At 52.4% G+C, this 18,878-nt stretch carries 13 protein-coding genes and 1 pseudogene; 4 read left to right on the top strand and 10 right to left on the bottom strand.

Translation table 11 applies throughout. The features are described 5' to 3' along the window. Nucleotides 1-281: 281 nt before the first annotated feature. The 9 genes from ACYVJT_RS14260 to ACYVJT_RS14220 all read right to left on the bottom strand — a co-directional run bounded on the left by ACYVJT_RS14260 (nucleotide 282) and on the right by ACYVJT_RS14220 (nucleotide 11,239). Nucleotides 282-1,196: a ketopantoate reductase family protein gene (locus tag ACYVJT_RS14260; protein ID WP_343960036.1), complete on the bottom strand. Its 915-nt coding sequence runs from the start codon at nucleotides 1,194-1,196 to the stop codon at nucleotides 282-284. 202 nt (nucleotides 1,197-1,398) lie between these two features. Beyond that, a complete protein-coding gene (locus tag ACYVJT_RS14255) occupies nucleotides 1,399-2,277 on the bottom strand; it encodes a LysR family transcriptional regulator (RefSeq protein WP_343960038.1) in 879 nt (292 codons plus the stop codon). A gap of 223 nt (nucleotides 2,278-2,500) precedes the next feature. Continuing rightward, entirely contained in the window at nucleotides 2,501-3,988 is a 1,488-nt protein-coding gene (locus ACYVJT_RS14250; protein ID WP_343960040.1) for a benzaldehyde dehydrogenase, read from the bottom strand. A gap of 119 nt (nucleotides 3,989-4,107) precedes the next feature. Further along, complete coding sequence (locus ACYVJT_RS14245; protein ID WP_343960042.1) at nucleotides 4,108-4,500, bottom strand: RidA family protein; 393 nt, start codon at nucleotides 4,498-4,500, stop codon at nucleotides 4,108-4,110. 98 nt (nucleotides 4,501-4,598) lie between these two features. Continuing rightward, entirely contained in the window at nucleotides 4,599-5,951 is a 1,353-nt protein-coding gene (locus tag ACYVJT_RS14240; RefSeq protein ID WP_343960044.1) for a TRAP transporter large permease, read from the bottom strand. Then, entirely contained in the window at nucleotides 5,948-6,565 is a 618-nt protein-coding gene (locus tag ACYVJT_RS14235) for a TRAP transporter small permease subunit (protein WP_343960046.1), read from the bottom strand. The genes ACYVJT_RS14240 and ACYVJT_RS14235 overlap by 4 nt, the downstream gene beginning before the upstream one ends. 82 nt (nucleotides 6,566-6,647) lie before the next feature. Continuing rightward, a complete protein-coding gene (gene dctP, locus ACYVJT_RS14230) occupies nucleotides 6,648-7,760 on the bottom strand; it encodes a TRAP transporter substrate-binding protein DctP (RefSeq protein ID WP_343960048.1) in 1,113 nt (370 codons plus the stop codon). 125 nt (nucleotides 7,761-7,885) lie between these two features. Further along, nucleotides 7,886-9,484, bottom strand: a complete 1,599-nt coding sequence (gene mdlC, locus ACYVJT_RS14225) for a benzoylformate decarboxylase (RefSeq protein WP_343960050.1) — start codon at nucleotides 9,482-9,484, stop codon at nucleotides 7,886-7,888. A gap of 1,194 nt (nucleotides 9,485-10,678) precedes the next feature. Continuing rightward, nucleotides 10,679-11,239 carry a phytoene desaturase family protein gene (locus ACYVJT_RS14220; RefSeq protein WP_343960055.1) on the bottom strand — a complete coding sequence of 187 codons (561 nt, stop codon included), beginning with the start codon at nucleotides 11,237-11,239 and terminating at the stop codon, nucleotides 10,679-10,681. A 76-nt stretch (nucleotides 11,240-11,315) separates the two neighbouring features. On the opposite strand from ACYVJT_RS14220, the gene ACYVJT_RS14215 reads away from it, so the two are divergent. From ACYVJT_RS14215 to ACYVJT_RS14200, 4 genes are all read left to right on the top strand, one after another. Then, nucleotides 11,316-12,377 carry a GIY-YIG nuclease family protein gene (locus tag ACYVJT_RS14215; RefSeq protein ID WP_343960058.1) on the top strand — a complete coding sequence of 354 codons (1,062 nt, stop codon included), beginning with the start codon at nucleotides 11,316-11,318 and terminating at the stop codon, nucleotides 12,375-12,377. Between the two features lie 1,144 nt (nucleotides 12,378-13,521). After that, the gene (locus tag ACYVJT_RS14210; RefSeq protein ID WP_343960060.1) at nucleotides 13,522-14,232 is read left to right on the top strand and encodes a helix-turn-helix transcriptional regulator; all 711 of its coding nucleotides are present in this window, start codon (nucleotides 13,522-13,524) and stop codon (nucleotides 14,230-14,232) included. A 69-nt stretch (nucleotides 14,233-14,301) separates the two neighbouring features. Next, complete coding sequence (locus tag ACYVJT_RS14205; protein ID WP_343960062.1) at nucleotides 14,302-15,741, top strand: MFS transporter; 1,440 nt, start codon at nucleotides 14,302-14,304, stop codon at nucleotides 15,739-15,741. Next, nucleotides 15,738-17,063, top strand: coding sequence for an amidase family protein (locus ACYVJT_RS14200; RefSeq protein WP_343960064.1), 1,326 nt, complete (start codon nucleotides 15,738-15,740; stop codon nucleotides 17,061-17,063). Before ACYVJT_RS14205 ends, ACYVJT_RS14200 begins: the two co-directional genes overlap by 4 nt. A gap of 352 nt (nucleotides 17,064-17,415) precedes the next feature. Here the strand turns inward: ACYVJT_RS14200 and ACYVJT_RS14195 are convergent. After that, nucleotides 17,416-18,614, bottom strand: a pseudogene (locus tag ACYVJT_RS14195) (IS110 family RNA-guided transposase). Between the last annotated feature and the right edge of the window lie 264 nt (nucleotides 18,615-18,878).

The following is an 18,878-nucleotide window of genomic DNA, read 5'->3' as shown; positions in this document are numbered from 1 at the left end:
AAAAGCATCAGTAACGGCGGCCCTCTCGTCTTTTCGACACGCCGAACAGCGCCACATTTAATACGCAGCTTCACCCACCGAGGTTAAATAACAAGCTAAGGAACACGATCTTGGTTCCCACACAAGTCCTTAGGCCCAAAATTCAATAAATCTTACATTAGCGACAGTGAGTTTCCCTGCGAGCTCCGAGCCTACAGTCAGTTACTCGATGCCTTGAATTATCGCTAACGATGGGCCACGACGATGTAATGGCCCGTTAGCAACAATTACCTGTTGGAAATTTATCTGTTGCGTTCCTGTATTCTGATCAAATTACAGACCGCAGAAAGTGTAGGCGTCGGAGTACCGATCCTTTTGCCGGCCCGTTCGATAGCACCTCCGATAGTTTCAACTTCGGTAGGCCTTCCGCTCTCTATATCGACTAGCATTGATGTCTTGTGATCAGCGTGATTCTGGTGCGCATGCACTATATTTTCGCGAATGCGTTCTTCGTCGATGGCAATGCCCTCGTGCTCTACAACTTTCAGCGATTCATTCAATATAGCAGTTGCTAGATCCCGTGCTTCCGGCACATCATAGACGCCACCCACGGTTAATCCTGTTGCTCCGCTCACCATGTTATAAACCGCGTTAAAAATAACCTTCTCCCAAATCGGAATCATGACGTTCGGATCAAAAGAAGCATTCATTCCGCTCTCATCTAGGATCCGAGCAATGAGCTGTGCTTTAATATGCGCACCACCTCTAAGACCACCGACAACCACATGTCCGGTGGGTTCTGAGTAAATGACACCGTCCTCGGCACGCTGAGACGGAAAGTCTGTCATACCGATAATGGTGCGGTCGGCTCCAAAAACTTCGACAAGCAGTTCTTCATTTCCAAGGCCGTTTTGTAACGAGACTCCGACCGTTTCATCAGTGATGAGATGTTGTATCGACGCCACAGCGCTTCTTGTGTGGGGGCCTTTTGTAAAGACCATGATTACGTCGACCACATCGTCGCTGTCTTGAGCCGTTGCTGCAGTCGCATTTACATGAAATTCCTGGCTCCCAGTACGCACCTTAATTCCGTCTCGGTTGATACCTTCGCAGACCATTTCAGAGGAATCGATCATGGTGACAGTTTGTCCTGTAGCAATGAGATGCGCCCCGAATAACTGTCCCATTGCCCCTGCGCCGACTATTGCAATCTTCATTTGAGCTTCCTTCTAAACGAGCCGACATCCGTTGTTCGAGCCATGGCATCTACTGCGTCTCCACGGATGTCAAGCAAACGTCGCTAGCTTTCTTAGTCCTATATTTTTCTACTTTGCGTTGTAAATCCAGGTACCCATCAGCAACAGTTGAACATTCCATCAGGACGGAACGGTTGACTTCTAGGCAGGTGAATCTCTCTAGTCACGCATCCTCAATGTTCTGCATTACTCTGATTGCCCACTTCCTAAACCATGCACTCGCAGCCGATGCAGCGTTGTGTGTTGTGTGAGCTCTAACAACCGAGGTAAAAGGACCACTCGGCATCGGCCAAGATTCTATGTTCCAACCGCGAGACCACTGGTTCACAACGGCTTGAGGTGCAAATGCGATCAAATCTGAGGTAGAGACGATAGCTGGAATTGAGGCAAATGCAGGCAAGTAAATTGAGCCTTCCACCGGTGGGGGCATAAACGCTTCTACCAGGCTATGTCCCGTCGTGTTTCGCGCAACTACACGCGGCATACTTACGATTTCGTCAAGAGCCGGAGCCTTTGTACCAAACCGACCTCGTTGCGCGACACAACAATAGACATCAGGCCGAATTACCGTTGTTTGCAAGCGGCCTGAAAGTAATGTGGAAGCCACAGCAATATCAATTCTGCCCTCCACTAGATCATCAGGTGCCGTAGAAGCATCGAGATTTACGATATCTAATCGGCTTTTCGGAGCCGCTTCCGCGAGCTCGGACACCAAGGTAGGCAAAAAAATGGTCTGCCCGATGTCAGTCAAAGCCATTCGAAATGTTTCAACGGATGTTGCCGGCTGAAACTCAACGAGCTGCCCAACCGCAGCTTCCGCAGCCGAAGGCAAATGTCCAATTTCGTTGTAGAGCTGTATAGCACCACGGGTGGGCGTTATGGTCCGTCCTGTCCTTGCGAAGAGTACGTCTCCGGTTAAACGACGCATTCTGTTTAATGCTTGAGTCACGGATGGCTGCGATAATTGTAGTATTTTAGCCGCCGCAGTGACCGTGCCAGTTTCGTAAACAGCTACAAAGACACGTATTAAATTCAGATCCAAGGCCAACTCCTCATCCATTTAACGAGACTCACGGCACAAACATGGGATGCTAATTTCTGCACCGTCGCAGGAGACGACTGTGGCTCCGAAATCAAGCAACAGCTTGTCGGAACCACAGTCTACTAATGACCGTGGCGCAATATCTGGCCTACAAGAGTTTCCAGTCAGCCTCCCACATATGTTCCTACAGGACTCAGCCTGGACCACATCCACCGTTCGACTCTTAGAACGGATACGGCGCAATGTCTGGACGCACCGTGAGCCACTGGGTCTCAGTAAACGCCTCGATGTTGGCCGTGTAGCCTCCGAACCGTGAACCATTGCCAGAGTCCCCGACTCCGCCGAACGGCGCGGTAGATTCATCCGCTACTGTTTGCTCATTGATATGGACCTTTCCAGAATGGACCATATCTGCAAGTTTCATTGATTCTCCGACATCCCCGAGAATGGAAACCGCTAAACCATACTCACTGGAGTTAACCAAGTCAGCAGCTTCTTCAATCGATGAAAAGGACATCACGGGAGCAACAGGACCGAAAATTTCTTCTTTCCAAGCTGGGTTATCTTGATCTACTCCCGTAATGAGAGTTGGTCTATAGAACAGCCCGTCGTATGTCCCCCCGGCTTCAACAGAACCGCCTGCATCCTGTGCTGCCCGAACAATCCGGTCAATGTTATCTCGTTGCTTGTCATCGATAATCGGGCCAAGCGCCACTTGGTCAGTCCATGGGTCGCCGATAGGCAGATTCTCAGCCTTTTCTTTTAGCACAGCCACATACTCATCGCGCATAGATTCATGAACTAGATGGCGGCCCGCCGTCATGCACACCTGTCCTTGGTGCATGTAGGACCCGAAGGCCCCAGCCGAGGCTGCTGCATCGATATCGGCACCAGGCAGAACAACTACTGCGTTATTCCCACCAAGTTCCAGATGAGCTCGTTTCAGGTTCTTGCCACAAGCCTCGCCCACTTTCCTTCCAGCAGGCGTAGAACCAGTAAAGGACACCACACGCACCTCTGGAGCTTCAGTCAGTGCCACACCAGCATCGACGTCTCCAGGAAGGACCTGGAGAACTCCAGCTGGGAGACCAGCTTCTTCGAAAGCACGCATAATCATGTATCCTCCGGAGATAGGCGTCCGAGGATCTGGCTTCAGAATCACGCTGTTACCTAGCGCAAGTGCTGGCGCCACTGAACGGATCGAAAGAATTAGTGGAAAGTTGAATGGCGAGATAACACCGACTACACCGGCTGGGAATCTACGAGCGAATGACCAGTGGTCTTCGTCGGACGCTAGAACCTCGCCTTGAACATGTCGCGGTAGGGCAGCAGCATCAAAGCATTCATCAGCCGCCACATGGGTTTCCAGTCCGGCTTTCGGGCCGATAGCGCCGGTCTCACGCTGCACCCATTCGTTTAGCTCTTCGGCATTGTTCACAAAGAAATCGCCAGCTTTTCGCAATATTGCTGCGCGTTCTGATGGCTTCTTTTGTGCCCACTGTTCCTGCGCTTTTGCAGAGGTTTTGGCAGCGGCAAATACATCCTCGCCTGTAGCTTTAGATACAGTGCCCAGCACGGAGCCGGTTGCTGGTTCGATCACTTCGGCGGTGCCACCACTTCCGGTGGTCCATTTGTCTGTAAATAACATCCCGTCCCATGTTTCTTGTAGCATAGCGTCACTAGCAATTGCATGGGTCTTGTTCTCTGACATGAGAGTCTCCTAATGTCTATTTATGTATGAAATATATAATTGCTACACTGATCAATTGTTCAGTCATTGACCGTCAAAGTTGAATAAAGTCAGAAGGCTCGTCTGCTCAGCCATCGCCATCAACTAGCTTGATCCTGAATCGCTGCTATTGCGTCGACTTCAAATCGCAATCCATGTGCAAGTCCAACCTGCACAGTCGTACGCGCAGGTCTTGGTTCAGGAAATAGCTGCAGGTATACGTCATTGAGCTCGTCTCGATCGCTGATATCACTCAAATAACATGTTATTTTGATGATGTGTTTCTGCGTGGCCCCGGAGGCTTCCAAGACTTGTTCTAGTGAGGTGAAAGCCCTGACCACTTCATCAGTGAAAGATTCCGGTGGCTTCGATTCTCCGATTTGCAAACCTACTTGTCCGGATACGAATACGAAATTGTCATACCGTACGGCATGGCTTAAAGGCGGAACTTCGGGTACTTCGTCGCTATTGATATATTCAAGCTGGCCTGACAATTATGCTCCTTTTCCGTTGATGCTCATGTCTTGCAAAATTTGTCCGGCATACTCCCATAAGCGCTATCTGTTGTTTTGACTAGGCTCGTCTTTGACCGCTACTGCACCAACGATGGCAACCAAAGCACAACGTCTGGGAAAATGAAGAAACCTACTAGAAGTAGAATTTCTAAGACGACAAAAGGCCAAACCCCTTTGAATACTTCGATTGAGGGGAGGCGAGCAGTACCTGCAACAACGAAGACATTGATTCCCACAGGAGGTGTTACCATGCCAATTTCGATTAACTTGATAATCATGACACCGAGCCAAATCCCGTCAAATCCCATGTCCATAGCAACTGGATAGATCAGCGGAACCGTTATAACGAGGATCGATATTGATTCCAGCGCCATGCCGAGAGGGATCAAAAATACCAAAAGCAAAGCCATAATGGCCCAGTCGGGGATGTCCAATGACGTCACTGAATTACTGATGGTTTGCGGAACCCGTGCGACTACGAAGAACGTTGACAGAATAGAGGATCCAACAATGACTGCGAACACCATGGTTGACGTCTTTGCGGTCTCTGTCAACGCGCCAACGAACTGGCGCGCAATCTCGCGCACCCCGTTAGTCTTGAATTCAAGAACAAGAATCACCAGAGCAGCCAAAGCACCGATGGCCGCGGACTCGGTCGGGGTGAACAGCCCGGAGTAAATTCCCCCCATAATTATGGCAAATATTATCCCGAGACGGAATAATCCGCGATATGGCAAGCCTGTAGCTTGTTGCCGTCCCTGGCTCTTTTCAATTTCTACATCGATTTCCTGGGCCAAGGCCGAGCCATTAGACGAAACTTTTGAATATTTCCGAGTGCGGATGAGAATATAAGTGGCATAAATAACCGCAGAAAGCGTGCCCGGAACAATGCCCGCAGCTAACATCTGCGCGATTGATACATTCGCAAGAATTGCGTATAGCACCAAGAACAGGCTCGGAGGAATCATCGCACCAAGAGTTCCTGCGACTGCGACAAGCGCACCTGCCATGCTAGCCGGGTAGCCCGCTTTTCTCATTTCACCGACGGAAAGCCGCGACATGGTGGCAGCCGTACCGATGCTTGAACCTGAGACCGCAGCAAATCCTGCACAGGCCGCTACGGTCGCAATTCCAATACCCCCAGGAATCTTCGTGAAAGCACGACGGGCAATAGTAAATACTTGTTCAGCGACCTTGGCCCTGACAGCAAAGACCCCCAGAAGAATGAACATCGGGATAATCGTCAGAGAGAAAGTTGATGTTTCTTCGTAGGAAGCAGTCGCAAGGGTACTTCCCACAAATGCCTCATCCCGGAGGACCCACAAACCGATACCACCGGAAATGGCCAAAGCCAGCCAAACCGGCATTTTCAGTAGCAATAACGCAATTAAGACGCCAGCCACAAGTAAAACAGCAAGACCGGAGCTCATGATTTTTTCTCCGTTCCGTCAACCTCGGGTGCTATTACATGCTGTCCAGTCGACGATGAGTCCTGCGCTTCATCGTTTGCGAGCGCATCTTCATCCTCTCCCAGCAGCGGTTCATTCCGGAAAGATAAGTAAGCATTCGCGAGGGCAACAATTAAGAAAGCAACATAACCAATAACGATCAACCAGCGCGCTGGCCAAATTGGCCACACAACGAGGCCTAAAGTTACCTCGCTCATCTCAGTACTTTGGATCGCTCGATCAAAAGTTGACATAATAAACCAGACTATCATTCCAGAACCTAGTAACCACATCAAACCCGCAATCATCCTTCTGGACTTGGTTGGGAGTTTCGAAGTCAAGAGATCAACTGAAACATGGGCATTTGTCGTACCAGCGTAAGCAATACCAAGAAAAACAGTTGCGACAAGCGCCATTTCACTGAGTTCTAATAGGCCTGGAATCGGTTCGCCAGCGGTGTTCCGCGCGACGACATCAATTGAAATAGCAACCATCATGACAATCGTAGATAGCGACGACAACGCTCCGAGTGGCACGGCCATCTTTTCCACGGAAGTACGAAGGATATCCTCAAAGGTCTTGGGTTTAGCAACCATGAGTCCCACTCATTTCTCCGGTTGGGACATCACCCATAGATGTCCCAACCAGCACAGAATGATTTACAGAACGACTAATTACTTAGCCTCGTTCGGCACAGGCAAGTGAGGGATCAGCTTCCATATCACCGCTGTATTCGTCCAGCTTTGATTTGTAAGCTTCCAGGTATCCTGCAGCGTCGGTCAGGCCATCACTTTCGGCTCCTTCAACCCAGCGCTCTTCAAGATCTGCTTCGATGGAGTCCTCCCAGCGTTGCGACTCGTCGTCTTCCCACTGGTTGAGTTCACCGATTGTGTCTAGCAACAAATCGCACTGCATTGTGGTGATCTCGTTAAAGATCCGGTGCGCATGTTCCGAGTTGTACTCTTCCGTGACTTCATCGACTACGCTTCGAATATCATCAGGCAACTCACTGTAAACATCGCTATTCATCCACATGCCAATGGTGGTGTAAGTGCCAATCCCTGGGTCAGTCCATTCGGGAAGAATATCCTTGAGCTGATACGCCACGGTACCGTCCAGTGGGAAACCTGCTGCGTCTGCAAGTCCACGCTCAATGCCCTCATAGGTCTCCGGAGCAGTAAGCACTACGCTATTCGCCCCAGCAGCGTCTACTGCTTCCTGCGCATACTGCCCCGCCATTCGGAGGCGGAGTCCGTCTAAGTGATCCACTGAGCTGAGCTCTGTATCCCCACCAAGCAACAACCTACCTGGTGGAACATGCGCTATCGGGTGCAGATTATTTTCTTCCCAAAGTGCAGCAGCACCTTCGTGTTCTGTACTGAGATCATGAATCGCTTTGGCCACTGGTTCACTTCCAGGACTCAGAAACGGAATACTAGAAATTGACGCCATGGGGAAAAGTTGGGTCGAGTAATCTGTCAGCGTCTGACCAACATCAGCTCTTCCATCCCGGACACATTCAGGGATTTCTGATGCGCTGCACAGCGAGTCTGCCGCATCAATATTGAAAGTTACTCGGCCATCAGTTCGTTCTTCAATTTCTGTGTACCACCATTCAGCCATTTCCTCACTCAGACTATCTGGAGTAGCCCACGAGGCCACGTTCAGTTCAATATTTTCTGTACCGTCAGAACCTTCGGTATCGCCAGAACAACCTGCAAGGACGAGAGTCAAACCACCTAAGACTGCGGCACTTTTCATTGCCCTTTTAGGGCGTTTAAACGCGATCATCTTTATGTTCCCTTCAAAGTAAGCTTTATTCGAGTGAATACTTTTTCTACAAACGCATGCGTAAACGAGGTAAGGATGTGGGGGCCTCGGAGTCGCGAGCTACACGGTCCGCAACGATTTTTGAATTAGATAACGTGTGCATCGATCAGAACGGGACCCTTAGCGTCAAGCGCCTCGATGTACGCTGCCTCTAATTCCTCCGGCGACGTCACCCGAGAAGCTTTGACCCCATAGCCATCAGCGATTGAGACTATGTCGATGCCTCCGACTTTTAGACCGGGCACATTTTCTGCCCCCATCCGCTGAGAGAATCCAGCAAGGGCCCCATATCCAGAGTTGTTTACGATGACGAAGATCGTGCGAGTCTGGCGTTGGGCTGCTGTGTACAGTGCAGAAATTCCGAAATGTGCTGCACCGTCTCCTACGGTAGCCACTATGGTCGCGTTCCGGTCTCCGAGCGCCATGCCCACTGCAACCGGCAGGCCAAACCCTAATCCGCCCGACGCCGGGAAGTTGTACATCCCCGGTCGATCAATAGCAATGCGCTCTAAGTAATCAAGGTCTAATGTTGTGGTCTCATTGACGTAGGAAATAGTCTCGTTGACGTTCCGATTCAGAACGTCAAGAACCTCGCTGCCTGTCATTCCGTCTTCGGAACGCTTTGGGGCAGGAAGTGCCCTGGAACCTCGTTCGCCTCGACGAATACCACGGTCCTCCACTGAAGTTGCGAGTCCCTTAACTACGGCACCAACATCTCCTACGAAGGAGCACCCAAACGGGGCGCGAGTAGCTTCCCGAGGGTCCTGAGTTACATGAAGCACCTCAGTTCCAGCACTAAGATAATTACTGGGCTCCCAGCGGTGGTAACGAAATACGGGAGCCCCCAGAACGAGCACGGTATCGAATTCCTCGAGTCGGTCACGAACCGACTTAATACCAGGGACGATCACGCCCTCAAAGTTCGGGTGCGTTGTAGGAAACGAACACCTAGAAGGCGACGGTGCAATAAGAACCGAGGCGTCGAGCCTCTCAGCGACCTCAACCACAGAGTCAAAAACAGCAGCATCATCCATCGCGGCCGCGTCCAGCTGAGGTCCCACAACTAATGCGACCTTTTCGGCCTTCTCTACTTGAGTCGTCAACTCCTGAACTACAGTTCCGTGAACGTGCCGCTCCTCGGTAACCGAACGACCGTAAAGTAGATGATCATCGTCTAGGGCAGGCTTTTCCCAATCGTCCAGAGGCACTGACACATAGACCGGCCCTGCCGGTTTGGCCGTTGTTTCCAAAATAGCCTGGGATAGTGTGCGGGGCACATCCTCAGGTGCTAGCGGCTCATGTGAGTACTTCACTAATGGCTGTGGCAAGGTAGCTGCGTCTGTACTCCCCAAAAACGCTTCTTGCCCCACCGTCCGGCGAACTTGCTGTCCAGCAAGTATGACCATTGGTATATGACCGTAGTGGGCATTCGTCAAAGCCCCCATAGCGTTTCCAGACCCAGACGCGGCATGAAGATTTACAAGCGCTGGCCGCCCTGTAACTCGAGCGTAACCCTCGGCCATGCCAACGACTACCTGCTCGTGAAGTCCCAAAACAAAGTCAAACTCTTCGGTGAGTCCCGCTAAGAACGGAATTTCATTGGACCCCGGGTTGCCAAAAATAGTGGTCAGACCATTGCGTCTAAATAGCTCAAGAGTCGTCTCAAGAACCGTGTGCTTAGGCATTTTTCCTCCAGTGAGTGCGTTCTCTCAAATCGAGAGGCAGTCATGTTGCTGATTACACAAAGATACATGACGAGCATCACCAAAATCTAATAAATAGTTTTTCAACATACCATAAGCGCAGCCTATTGACTTGCTGGGAGTCCAACCTGAAATAACCACTGGGTGCATAGAAAAACCCAGGAAAATCTTTCGTCGAGAGATGATCAATCCTCTGTGCGCCATACACCAGTAGACGGGTGCACGAGTAGCGTTAGGTGACTTTCGCGTGACCGATGTTAGGTCGATACTGATGCGAACCCAGTTACCTCTGGCTGGTTTGGGACCGGCTAACTCTTCTATGTCCGTCAAGCCGGTCGCATCGAGGTGGCTGAAGCATAGAGCGTTCGGAAGATCCGGCGTGCGATGTCCCGTTTCAGGCAGCGTCGGATTTTCTCGGTCGGTTTTGTGTTCGGCCCGTTCGACCGATCGCGGCACAGAGGATACTTCCAGCTCTTGGATGATGTGCTCGACGTTCTTTTTGCTTTTGTCTCAGTCAATGATCTGCAGTGGGCACTTGCACCGACTCTCAACTTCAGTCGCCGCCTCGGTTGAATCTGAACGGACCAAGACGACATCAATCCACGTTGGTGTCTCACCGGGTTTCGATATTGTCAGCGGAGTCGTCTACCGCTTCGTTCAGGGACGGGAGATTTCTCGGCACGAACCCTTCTTCGTACAGGACTTGTCCAAGGGAAGCCACTGAAATGACGCTCAATCCGGCAGGTACATTCGCCCCCGCCCTACCGAATATCGCAAAAGCAGCATCGTTGGCTGTGCTGAAGCGCGGATGATACTTTAGACCACTAAAAGTCAGCGCGTCTGCTCCGACTGCCCAGGAGACAGTAATTTCGTAGTTATCGATCGAATGAATTTCTCTTGTCACCCCGACTCTGACTGCGTCCTTGTCGGTCAGGTCGCCCAGATCTGTCAGTTTGCCCCGATCTGGCTCACGACAAGGTGGTCACGTCTGAACCGTGATCAATACCTCGATTATCAACACAAGCTCCGAGCTGAGATCACCACTCGTTACGGCGCAGACTACGCACCACTCGATTGGGAAGCTGACGTATGGATCGAAAGAGGACCCGAACCGACGCCATAATTAGCGCAGCTAGCCTTCGATCGAGGCTCCGCTAGATACCCGAAAGCATATTGCTAAACCCGCTGGTCTTCGAGGACCGCGTGGGCGGCCCAAGCGCCGGGCATGCCGTGAACGCCAGTACCGGGTGGGGTGGCGGATGAGCAAATATAGAGACCGGGAACACCCATCCGGTACGGCTCGAGGGTGAGGCCACCACGTAGCAACAACTGGAAACCGGTCATTGATCCCCCAGCAATATCGCCACCGACCAGGTTCGGATTCCACTGCTCAAGAGCGGCGGGATCCCAAATCTTCTTGTTGAGCACCTTGGCACCAAATCCCGGGGCGAAGCGCTCGAGCTGTCCGGCAATCGCATCAGCAACGTATTCGCGGTCGGATGCTGCCGGTCGATATCCATTGGGCACGTGCGTATAGGTCCACAACACATGTTTGCCTTCGGGGGCACGCGACGGATCAGCAACCTGGGGCTGGGTGACCATCACAAACGGTCGATCAGGAATCCGGCCGGCATTCACTTGTGCCTCGGCCAACCGAATCTCGGCGGCCCGGCCGCCCAGGTGCACGGTGGTGGCTTTGGCTACTCGGTCATCGGCCCACGGGACCGGGCCATCCAACTGCCAGTTGCGTCATCAAGTAAGTGCGCTAGCCTCAAGGACAGATCTACTACTCAAACACGAAAAGTCTCTCCCTATGACTCCTGTATTTTCTGAACCTTCTTTTGATAGCTACGACGTCCGGGACTGTTCAAGTTTCGCTCCCTTTGTTCAAGGCAGAAGTTCCGGCATTTATATATTCGAGTTCACCAATGGGCAGCGCTACGTCGGGCAAACCGTAAATTTCGTCGGACGCTTTCACTCACATATCCGAGGCAGTGATCACCACGAACCGTGGGACGACATCGCCCGACTCATGATCATGGATGCCAAACCCAACGACCTTGACGAACTCGAGTTTCAGATCATCGCCTGGCAAAGGGATGCAGGCTACTCGTTGCGCAATAAAGTATTCAACTTCGGGTTCGAAGGACCTAGCGAACTCGATAGTGCCATCCCCATCATTGACCAATTGCACTGGGCAAACGGCGATGACGACTACGACATCACCGACATCCGCCAAGCAGCCAACCGCGCCCTCGAAGGAAAAACGAAGTTACACCACAGCCCCGAGGGCAAACAGCCTTGGATGCAGGAAGTTACCGATGACGCGACATGGCCCACCGTTGCCAACGCCGTCAGCGCCGACTTGGGAGCCGTCATCGCTAGAGCAATCCCCGAGGCAGTCGAACTCGAGAGCATCTATTGGACCGTTTCGGATTATCCCAGCACTAAGGGAGGCCGCCTCACGACGCTCAACGTCGGAAGCGTTGAAGTACTATATATCCCTCGAGAACCTTTCGAACTGATGTATGCAAATGGCAAAAAGAGAACGCAGCACTGCAGCTTTCTCAATATGTCGCCGGGGACGGTCACAGACGACGGCGAACCACACGCACGATGGCAGAATACTGCGCCGCTCATCAATACCTTTACTCATCAACCCAACTACCGCATCGGCCCGGTCGATAACGTGGGTGTACCCACTGGTTATATCCGCCAAGCGCTCGAACATCCCGAGATCCTGCAAGGCGTTCGACAGTTCTGCCTCAATCTCATGCGGTCGAACCAGTCGGGCATGTTTCGCAGGTGGCACTCCCGTGAGTTGACCCGCAGAGCATACGAAGAGCACATCAGAATAACTGATTCCTTACCTTAACAGGAAGAGTAGAACGAATACGAGCTCGCTGACGCTTCGTGAACCAAGGACCTGAACCGAGCACACCGAGTCGAGCTCGGCAAACGCTGAGTCCTACGGTCGTCAACCCTGGATGAGGCACCACGACCATAAGTCAGCGCCCCACCTACGCTAACCGTTGGCATCATCGGCTTAGTCACCCTGCTGTGTTGCGAAGCAGTCTTCGGGTGGTCCGCAGCAATATCCGCCTCCACCGAACTATCAATGCCCGACCGACCGTCGTGTTGGCGCATGATCAACCGCAGCACGGACTGATGCGCAAAGCCCACATTAACTACGACGACGTCATGAGTTGTGTTCGTCGGGCGGGAATCGCCAACCCGAATCCGTTGCATCGTCCTCGTCGAGCCCAGCCGCGCATTCAGCGTACTTGGTTTCGGCAGTGCTTTGGACACCGACGCACTCCACGATGTCCTCTGGGCCGACAGGGCGCTCTCGCACGAGGCAGGATCTCGGTCGCGCTGACTCCATTCGGTCCGAAGCCCCCAATATTAACGTGTGGCCTCGTCGTGACAGCCATGTTCGTTCCTCAATGGTCCCCCGGTACAGGTGTGCAGATGAACTAGATATCCAGCGAAGTCGGTCAGTATCGATGGCTCCGACGTTGAGCGCATCGTAGAGGCCGCCGTGACCACGCCGATACTTGACCCTCAGCCTCAACCGGGCCAGACCAGTGACCGGGCTGAACCCGCACACCACGGCATCAGCGGGCTCGAATAACACGTCACCACGCCGGATCAGACATGCGTGGTGGAAACCAAATCGAAACACATTCAAGGCACGTTCTGCGTCGTATTGGGGTAGCGAAGAGACCGGTGCTTGAGCGACAACCAGGCGGCCACCGTTTCTGATGATGCTATGTATTTATCAATAAAAGCATCAGCAGCGACGGCACTTAACGTTTTCAACAATCCGATCAGCACCACACTTCGGACTCACACCCGGCCACAAACGTTAAATAACAAGCTCAGGAAGATGGTGTCCAAGAACGCTTATATCGTCGTTTCAATAGGTGACTTCGCACGATAGATTGTGAAGCTCCACTTGCGAAAAACCGATCGCCTGCCCAAGCAAAGCCATTGCATCGTCATGTTACTGTACTGTCATGTCAGTATCATCAGCAGACTATTTTAACTCATCTGACGCTTTGCTGGAAATCATCGAAGTCATCCAGGCTGACCGCCCCGTCGCTGAACGACGATTGCAAGTTGGCCAGCATCTCCTTCACATCTTACGTGCTCAAACATTCGTATCCTATGTACATGGACCTAATGGCCCATTCCTGGACCCAATAGGTATCAATATGGGCAAAGAGGCCCTCGACGCATACGACAACCACTATCGTCACGTAGACATCGTCACTCCGGTGTTATTCCGCCAAGGGGGCGCGAGTCGCATTAGCCCTCCCTTCGACTCTAAAGAAGAGTTCGTTCGAGATTTCTTACACAGCCGAGGCATGTATCACGGCATGAACTTCTTTGCACGGCCCCCGGCCGCAGGAAAAGCCGATCTTCGGATCTGGCGGAATGCTAGTCAGGGGGCTTTTACTGACCATGAAGTCCGTCTACTTAGTGGGGTGGGTGGACTCATTGAGCGAATGTGGTCCTCACCCGTACCTGATACCGATGTCCAGCTCACGCCCCGCCAGGCTCAAGTTGCGGAGCTGGTAACCGCCGGCCTGCGTGACAAAGAGATCTGCTCACGGCTGAGCCTCTCGCTCCCGACCTTGCGCACACACCTCCGTAATATTTATCACAAAACAAAGGTGAATAACCGTGCAGGGTTAGCTGCTTACTACGCGCAGTATCGTCATTAATGACGATACCGAAAAGTATATGCCTCCCCTAAGATTCTTTGTGACCCAATTCACTTACAAAGGATTGTTATGACTCATTCACCAACATTGCCAAAAGAGACGGAAATCATACAGCGCATTGACCGATTCCCGAAATGGGGGCTCTCAATCACTTCGATGATTACTCTCGGTCTCGGTATGCTGTTCATTCAGTACGACATATTCAATATCAACGTCTCGTTTGTTCAGACTTGTTTACAGATCGTCGATGGATGCACGGGCAACACATCTGATCAATTCATTGGGTTACCCGTATTTGTCAGCTTACTTGGTTACGGGGTCGGCGCCTTAACACTCGGTCCACTCTCCGACCGTTTTGGTCGCCACAAACTATTAATCGTTGCCATGCTTATTACAGGGCTGGGTTCTTTATACTCCGCCTTGTCAATGGACTATACGAACTTCGTCATATCTAGACTCATTACTGGGATTGGCGTGGGCGCAGACCTAGCAATCATTAACGTCTATATCAGTGAAGTTGCTCCGCGCCGGAAAAGGGCTCGCTACACCAGTGTGATGTTCATTATGGCTTCGTTAGGTTCGGCGTTAGGTATTTGGCTAGGGCTGTTCCTCACCACCCCTATGGCGCCCTGGCCCCAAGGACTACCCGTCGCCTTGGCTTCTGAAAGTTTCAATACAGGTTGGCGCTGGGTCTATGCAATCGGGGCTATCCTCGCACTCATTTCAATTTTCTTACGTGTTGCTCTGCCTGAATCACCCCGCTGGCTGATCGATAACAATCTCCAAGATAAAGCAAGGGCAGTCATTGATGATATGGAGCAGAGGGCCACTAAGCAGCATCCGCTACTGCCAGTAGAAGTAGTCGTTGCTCCCGACACGTCAGTAACATCATCTGGACGACGTGCGATGACGGAACTTTTCACATCACCCCTGTATTTGCGCAGATTGATAGTCCTGAGTGCGGCTTGGACGCTTGGTTATCTCACGATTTACGCTTTCTCTGGTGCGCTAACTACGGTATTAGTTCGCCAGGGCTACACAGTCGGTGAAGCAGGTATAGTCTCAGCCATCGGACTGTTTGGTTTCATCGCTGCCGCGGTAGTAGCGCGCCTCGTCGTAGAACGCTTAGAACGACGGAACTGGATGATTATTGGTGCCGCGATCTCCGTAGTAGGCGCTCTCTTAGTTGCAACAGGTGATGGCACCCCGGCCTTAGTCTTGCTAGGAGCTCTGGTCTTGTTCTTCGGGCAAAACATATGGGTTCCAGCGCAATATGCATTGACGGCTGAGAGCTTCCCTACACGTTTCAGAACCACCGCCTACGCTCTGGCCGACAGCATTGGTCACGCTGGCGGAGGACTTGGCGTCTTCTTATTGGTCGGGCTTCTCGCGCCTCTACCTATGACGGCGTCCATGTTAGGCCTTGTGAGCTTCCTGGTTTTAGGTGCCCTCGTAAACCTTATGGCACCCAAAACCAGAAACAAGACTCTTGAGGAGATCTCCCAGTGATCAATAACCCACAGGCTATTTCTTCCCCAACTGATGGGATATGGACTGAGCTCGCATCCGACGAACAGATCAACGCTCAGATGCGAGCTCAGAAGAGAACTCACGCCCAGGCATCGAACGCTTTTCCTTTGGCCGTAAAAGCCAACATCGGAGTCACAGGTTTTACTCGTTCTGCTGGCTCTCACGCACTTACAGGGAAAACAGAACCCGTCGATGCGCCAGTTGTTGCCGCACTTCGAGCTGCCGGAGCAATAGTTGTTGGCATGACCAATATGCACGAACTCGCGTTTGGCATTACTTCGAACAATCCTCACTTTGGCCAGGTTTGCCTTCCTAAGCATGAACACCTGAGTGCGGGTGGATCTTCTGGAGGTAGTGCTGCTGCTGTTGCTGAAGGTAGCGTAGAGATCGCACTGGGCACAGATACAGGAGGTTCAGTATCTGTGCCTGCCAGTCATTGCGGCGTGTATGGGTTCCGGCCTACCACAGGACGATGGCCTAACGCTGGCATCATCGGCTTGTCATGGACTCGAGATACTCCAGGAGTATCTACGCGCAGACTTAGCCAAGCGTCGCAAGTAGACTCCTGGATAACCGGACAGTCCGTCGTACCAGCCCCTAATCGCCGACTTCGCCTTGGGCTACCACGTGAGTTCATGGAGGGACTAGATCCCTATACTGCCGCGGCCGTTACCTCTGCGATAAAGCTCCTTAGGGATCACGCGACTATCGTTAATATCGATTTCAGCCCTGTTCTTGCCCGGACGGGTCCAGCAGAGATGCCAACAGTCTTATGGGAATCTAAACGGCTGCTCAGCTTGGTTGCTGCGGAATTTTTCGAAACCACCACTACCGAGGGTTACGACCGTCTAAGTGCTTCAGTGATGAGTCCTGATGTAAAATCAATTCTTCAGAGCCAATACCAGAACCCTGTTACAGCTGCCGAGTACAGCCAAGCCCAGCAGGATATATCAAAGGCTCGTGCCATTTACAGCGAGATGCTACTCAAACACGACCTCGACGCGCTGATCTTTCCGTCAGCACCGGCTACTCCACCTCCCGCCCATACCGTTGACTCTGTCCAGCACCTAGGAGAGACTGAGAACGCCTTCCATCTCCATACTCGTCATAGCGGTCAGGGTACGATGCTTGCTACACCAATGGTGACGATTCCATTGTCTGTTTCTGAAAACACTCCACCCGTTGGTCTAACTATTCAAGGCTCACGCTTTGCAGACCGGGCAGTGTTAAGCATCGCGCAGTCTCTGGATGGTTTAGTAGAGTCCAAGTCGAACCCATCAACCAAAGAGGTTTCCCCATGAGGACTGGGCATTGTGGACTCTGCCGCGACGGGCCAACTATTCGTGCCCGATTACAACTTGCGGGTGATGCGACACCCCGTTACCTTTTAGGTGTCACTGTTTTCCGGCAGGATATGCAGTGTAGGGAGCCGGCTGGTTCCGGCATGATGTTTGCCCCGTTAGCTTATAAGTACACCAGATATCCGGCAGGATGGATGGTGGGCCGGTCCGGTTCTTGGGCATGATCGTGTGCCCCCAGTCATTGATGATCCGGGGGGTGTTGTCACCGGAACCGGTCTGGTTCGTTCGGATCGCTAATAGAAGCACGCTCTTGGAACTTACGGGCCTTTGTAACGTGCTTCTATCGTTTTCGTCAAGCTGCTGGAGCAAGTTGTGCTGGGCGAGATTCGTAGAAGGTGCCGTCTCTGAGCATGGCGAACAGGACGTCGATCGGCGTCTGGCAAGGGCCATGACGGCTTGGTTGTGGCGTTTGCCTTCGGCGCGTTTCTTGTCGTAGTAGCCCCGCGAGGCGGGGTCGCCTTTAATCGAAGCAAAGGCAGACAAGAACAGCACTCGTTTGAGGACTTTGTTGCCGCGCCGAGATGGGGATTCTCCACGAATGGAGGTGCCGGATTGGCGGGTTACGGGTGCGATGCCAGCATATGAAGCTAGGTGTGCTGCGGATTTGAAGTCTTTGCCGACGACTTCGGTGAGGATGCGTGCCGCTGTCCTGACCCCGATGCCTGGCATGGAGGTCAGGACTTCGGTAAGAGGGTGCGCATCAACGACTTTCAAGATCTCTGTTTCGATATCGGTTCGTTGTTGGGTCAGCTGTTGAAGTTGAGCCGCCAACCGCCCGACGATGTGTTCAGCAGCGTTCGTGCCAGTCACGATGGTGGTTTGTTCAGCTAGCGCGGCAAAGATCTCGTCGGTGAGTCGCGCCGCCATCCGGGGCGCTAATTTCTTTAACCGGGTTCTGACATGTCCACGGCCTGCCCGCTGCAAAGCGGCCGGAGTTGGATACCTACCCAGCAAATCCACCACGGCCGGGTGGGCCAGTCTGGGTCCAAGCACCCGTTCCAGCGTTGGGTGAATCTGGGTCAATAATCCTCGCAGCCGGTTGCGGACTTGGGTCAGTTGCGCGGCGAGATCGTCATCAAAACCACACAGCATCGAGAGTTCCGCAATCCGCTCCTCAGCCACGGTGATGCCGCGCAATGTGTGGGGCATGGTGCGCGCTGTTTCAGCAATTATGTAGGCATCTCGGGCATCCGTTTTAGCCTGGCCCGGATGTAAATCGGCCACCCGGCGCATCGCCAACCCTGGTAGGTAGGCGACTTGGATCCCGAGTCGTTGGGCAACCGCGATGACTAATGCGCCGATGGTTTTGGGTTGATCTACCACAACCAACAGCTCACCGTATTTGGCCGCAAGATCTTTCAACAGCTCCTGAATATTTGGTTCAGCTTGCGGCAACGGCTTGTCATATACGACCTTGCCATCGTGGTTGACAGCGGTGGCATGATGGTCGGACTTGCCGACGTCGATTCCAAGAAACACTTGAGGTTCCATCGGGTACCTTCTTTGACTCGTTCCACTAAAAGACCAGGTCACCGATGGCCCGTCCGCTCACAACCACGTTACAACGGCCCGTAAGTTCCAAGAGCGTGCTTCTATTTTGATAACAGATTGATAAAGTATGTAACGATTTGCTAACGACGCAGGGCCAATGGGCTCCATCGATACGCAGCAAGATCTTACGTCAATGTTGGTAAGCCCAACGCATGTTGGCGGTTCATTTACCACGAATATCATCCACACCGGAGGACGAATAAT

This window comes from Yaniella soli, from assembly GCF_054782375.1.
The sequence above is the reverse complement of the archived record's forward strand: the minus strand, read 5'-3'. Positions and strand labels throughout refer to the sequence as shown.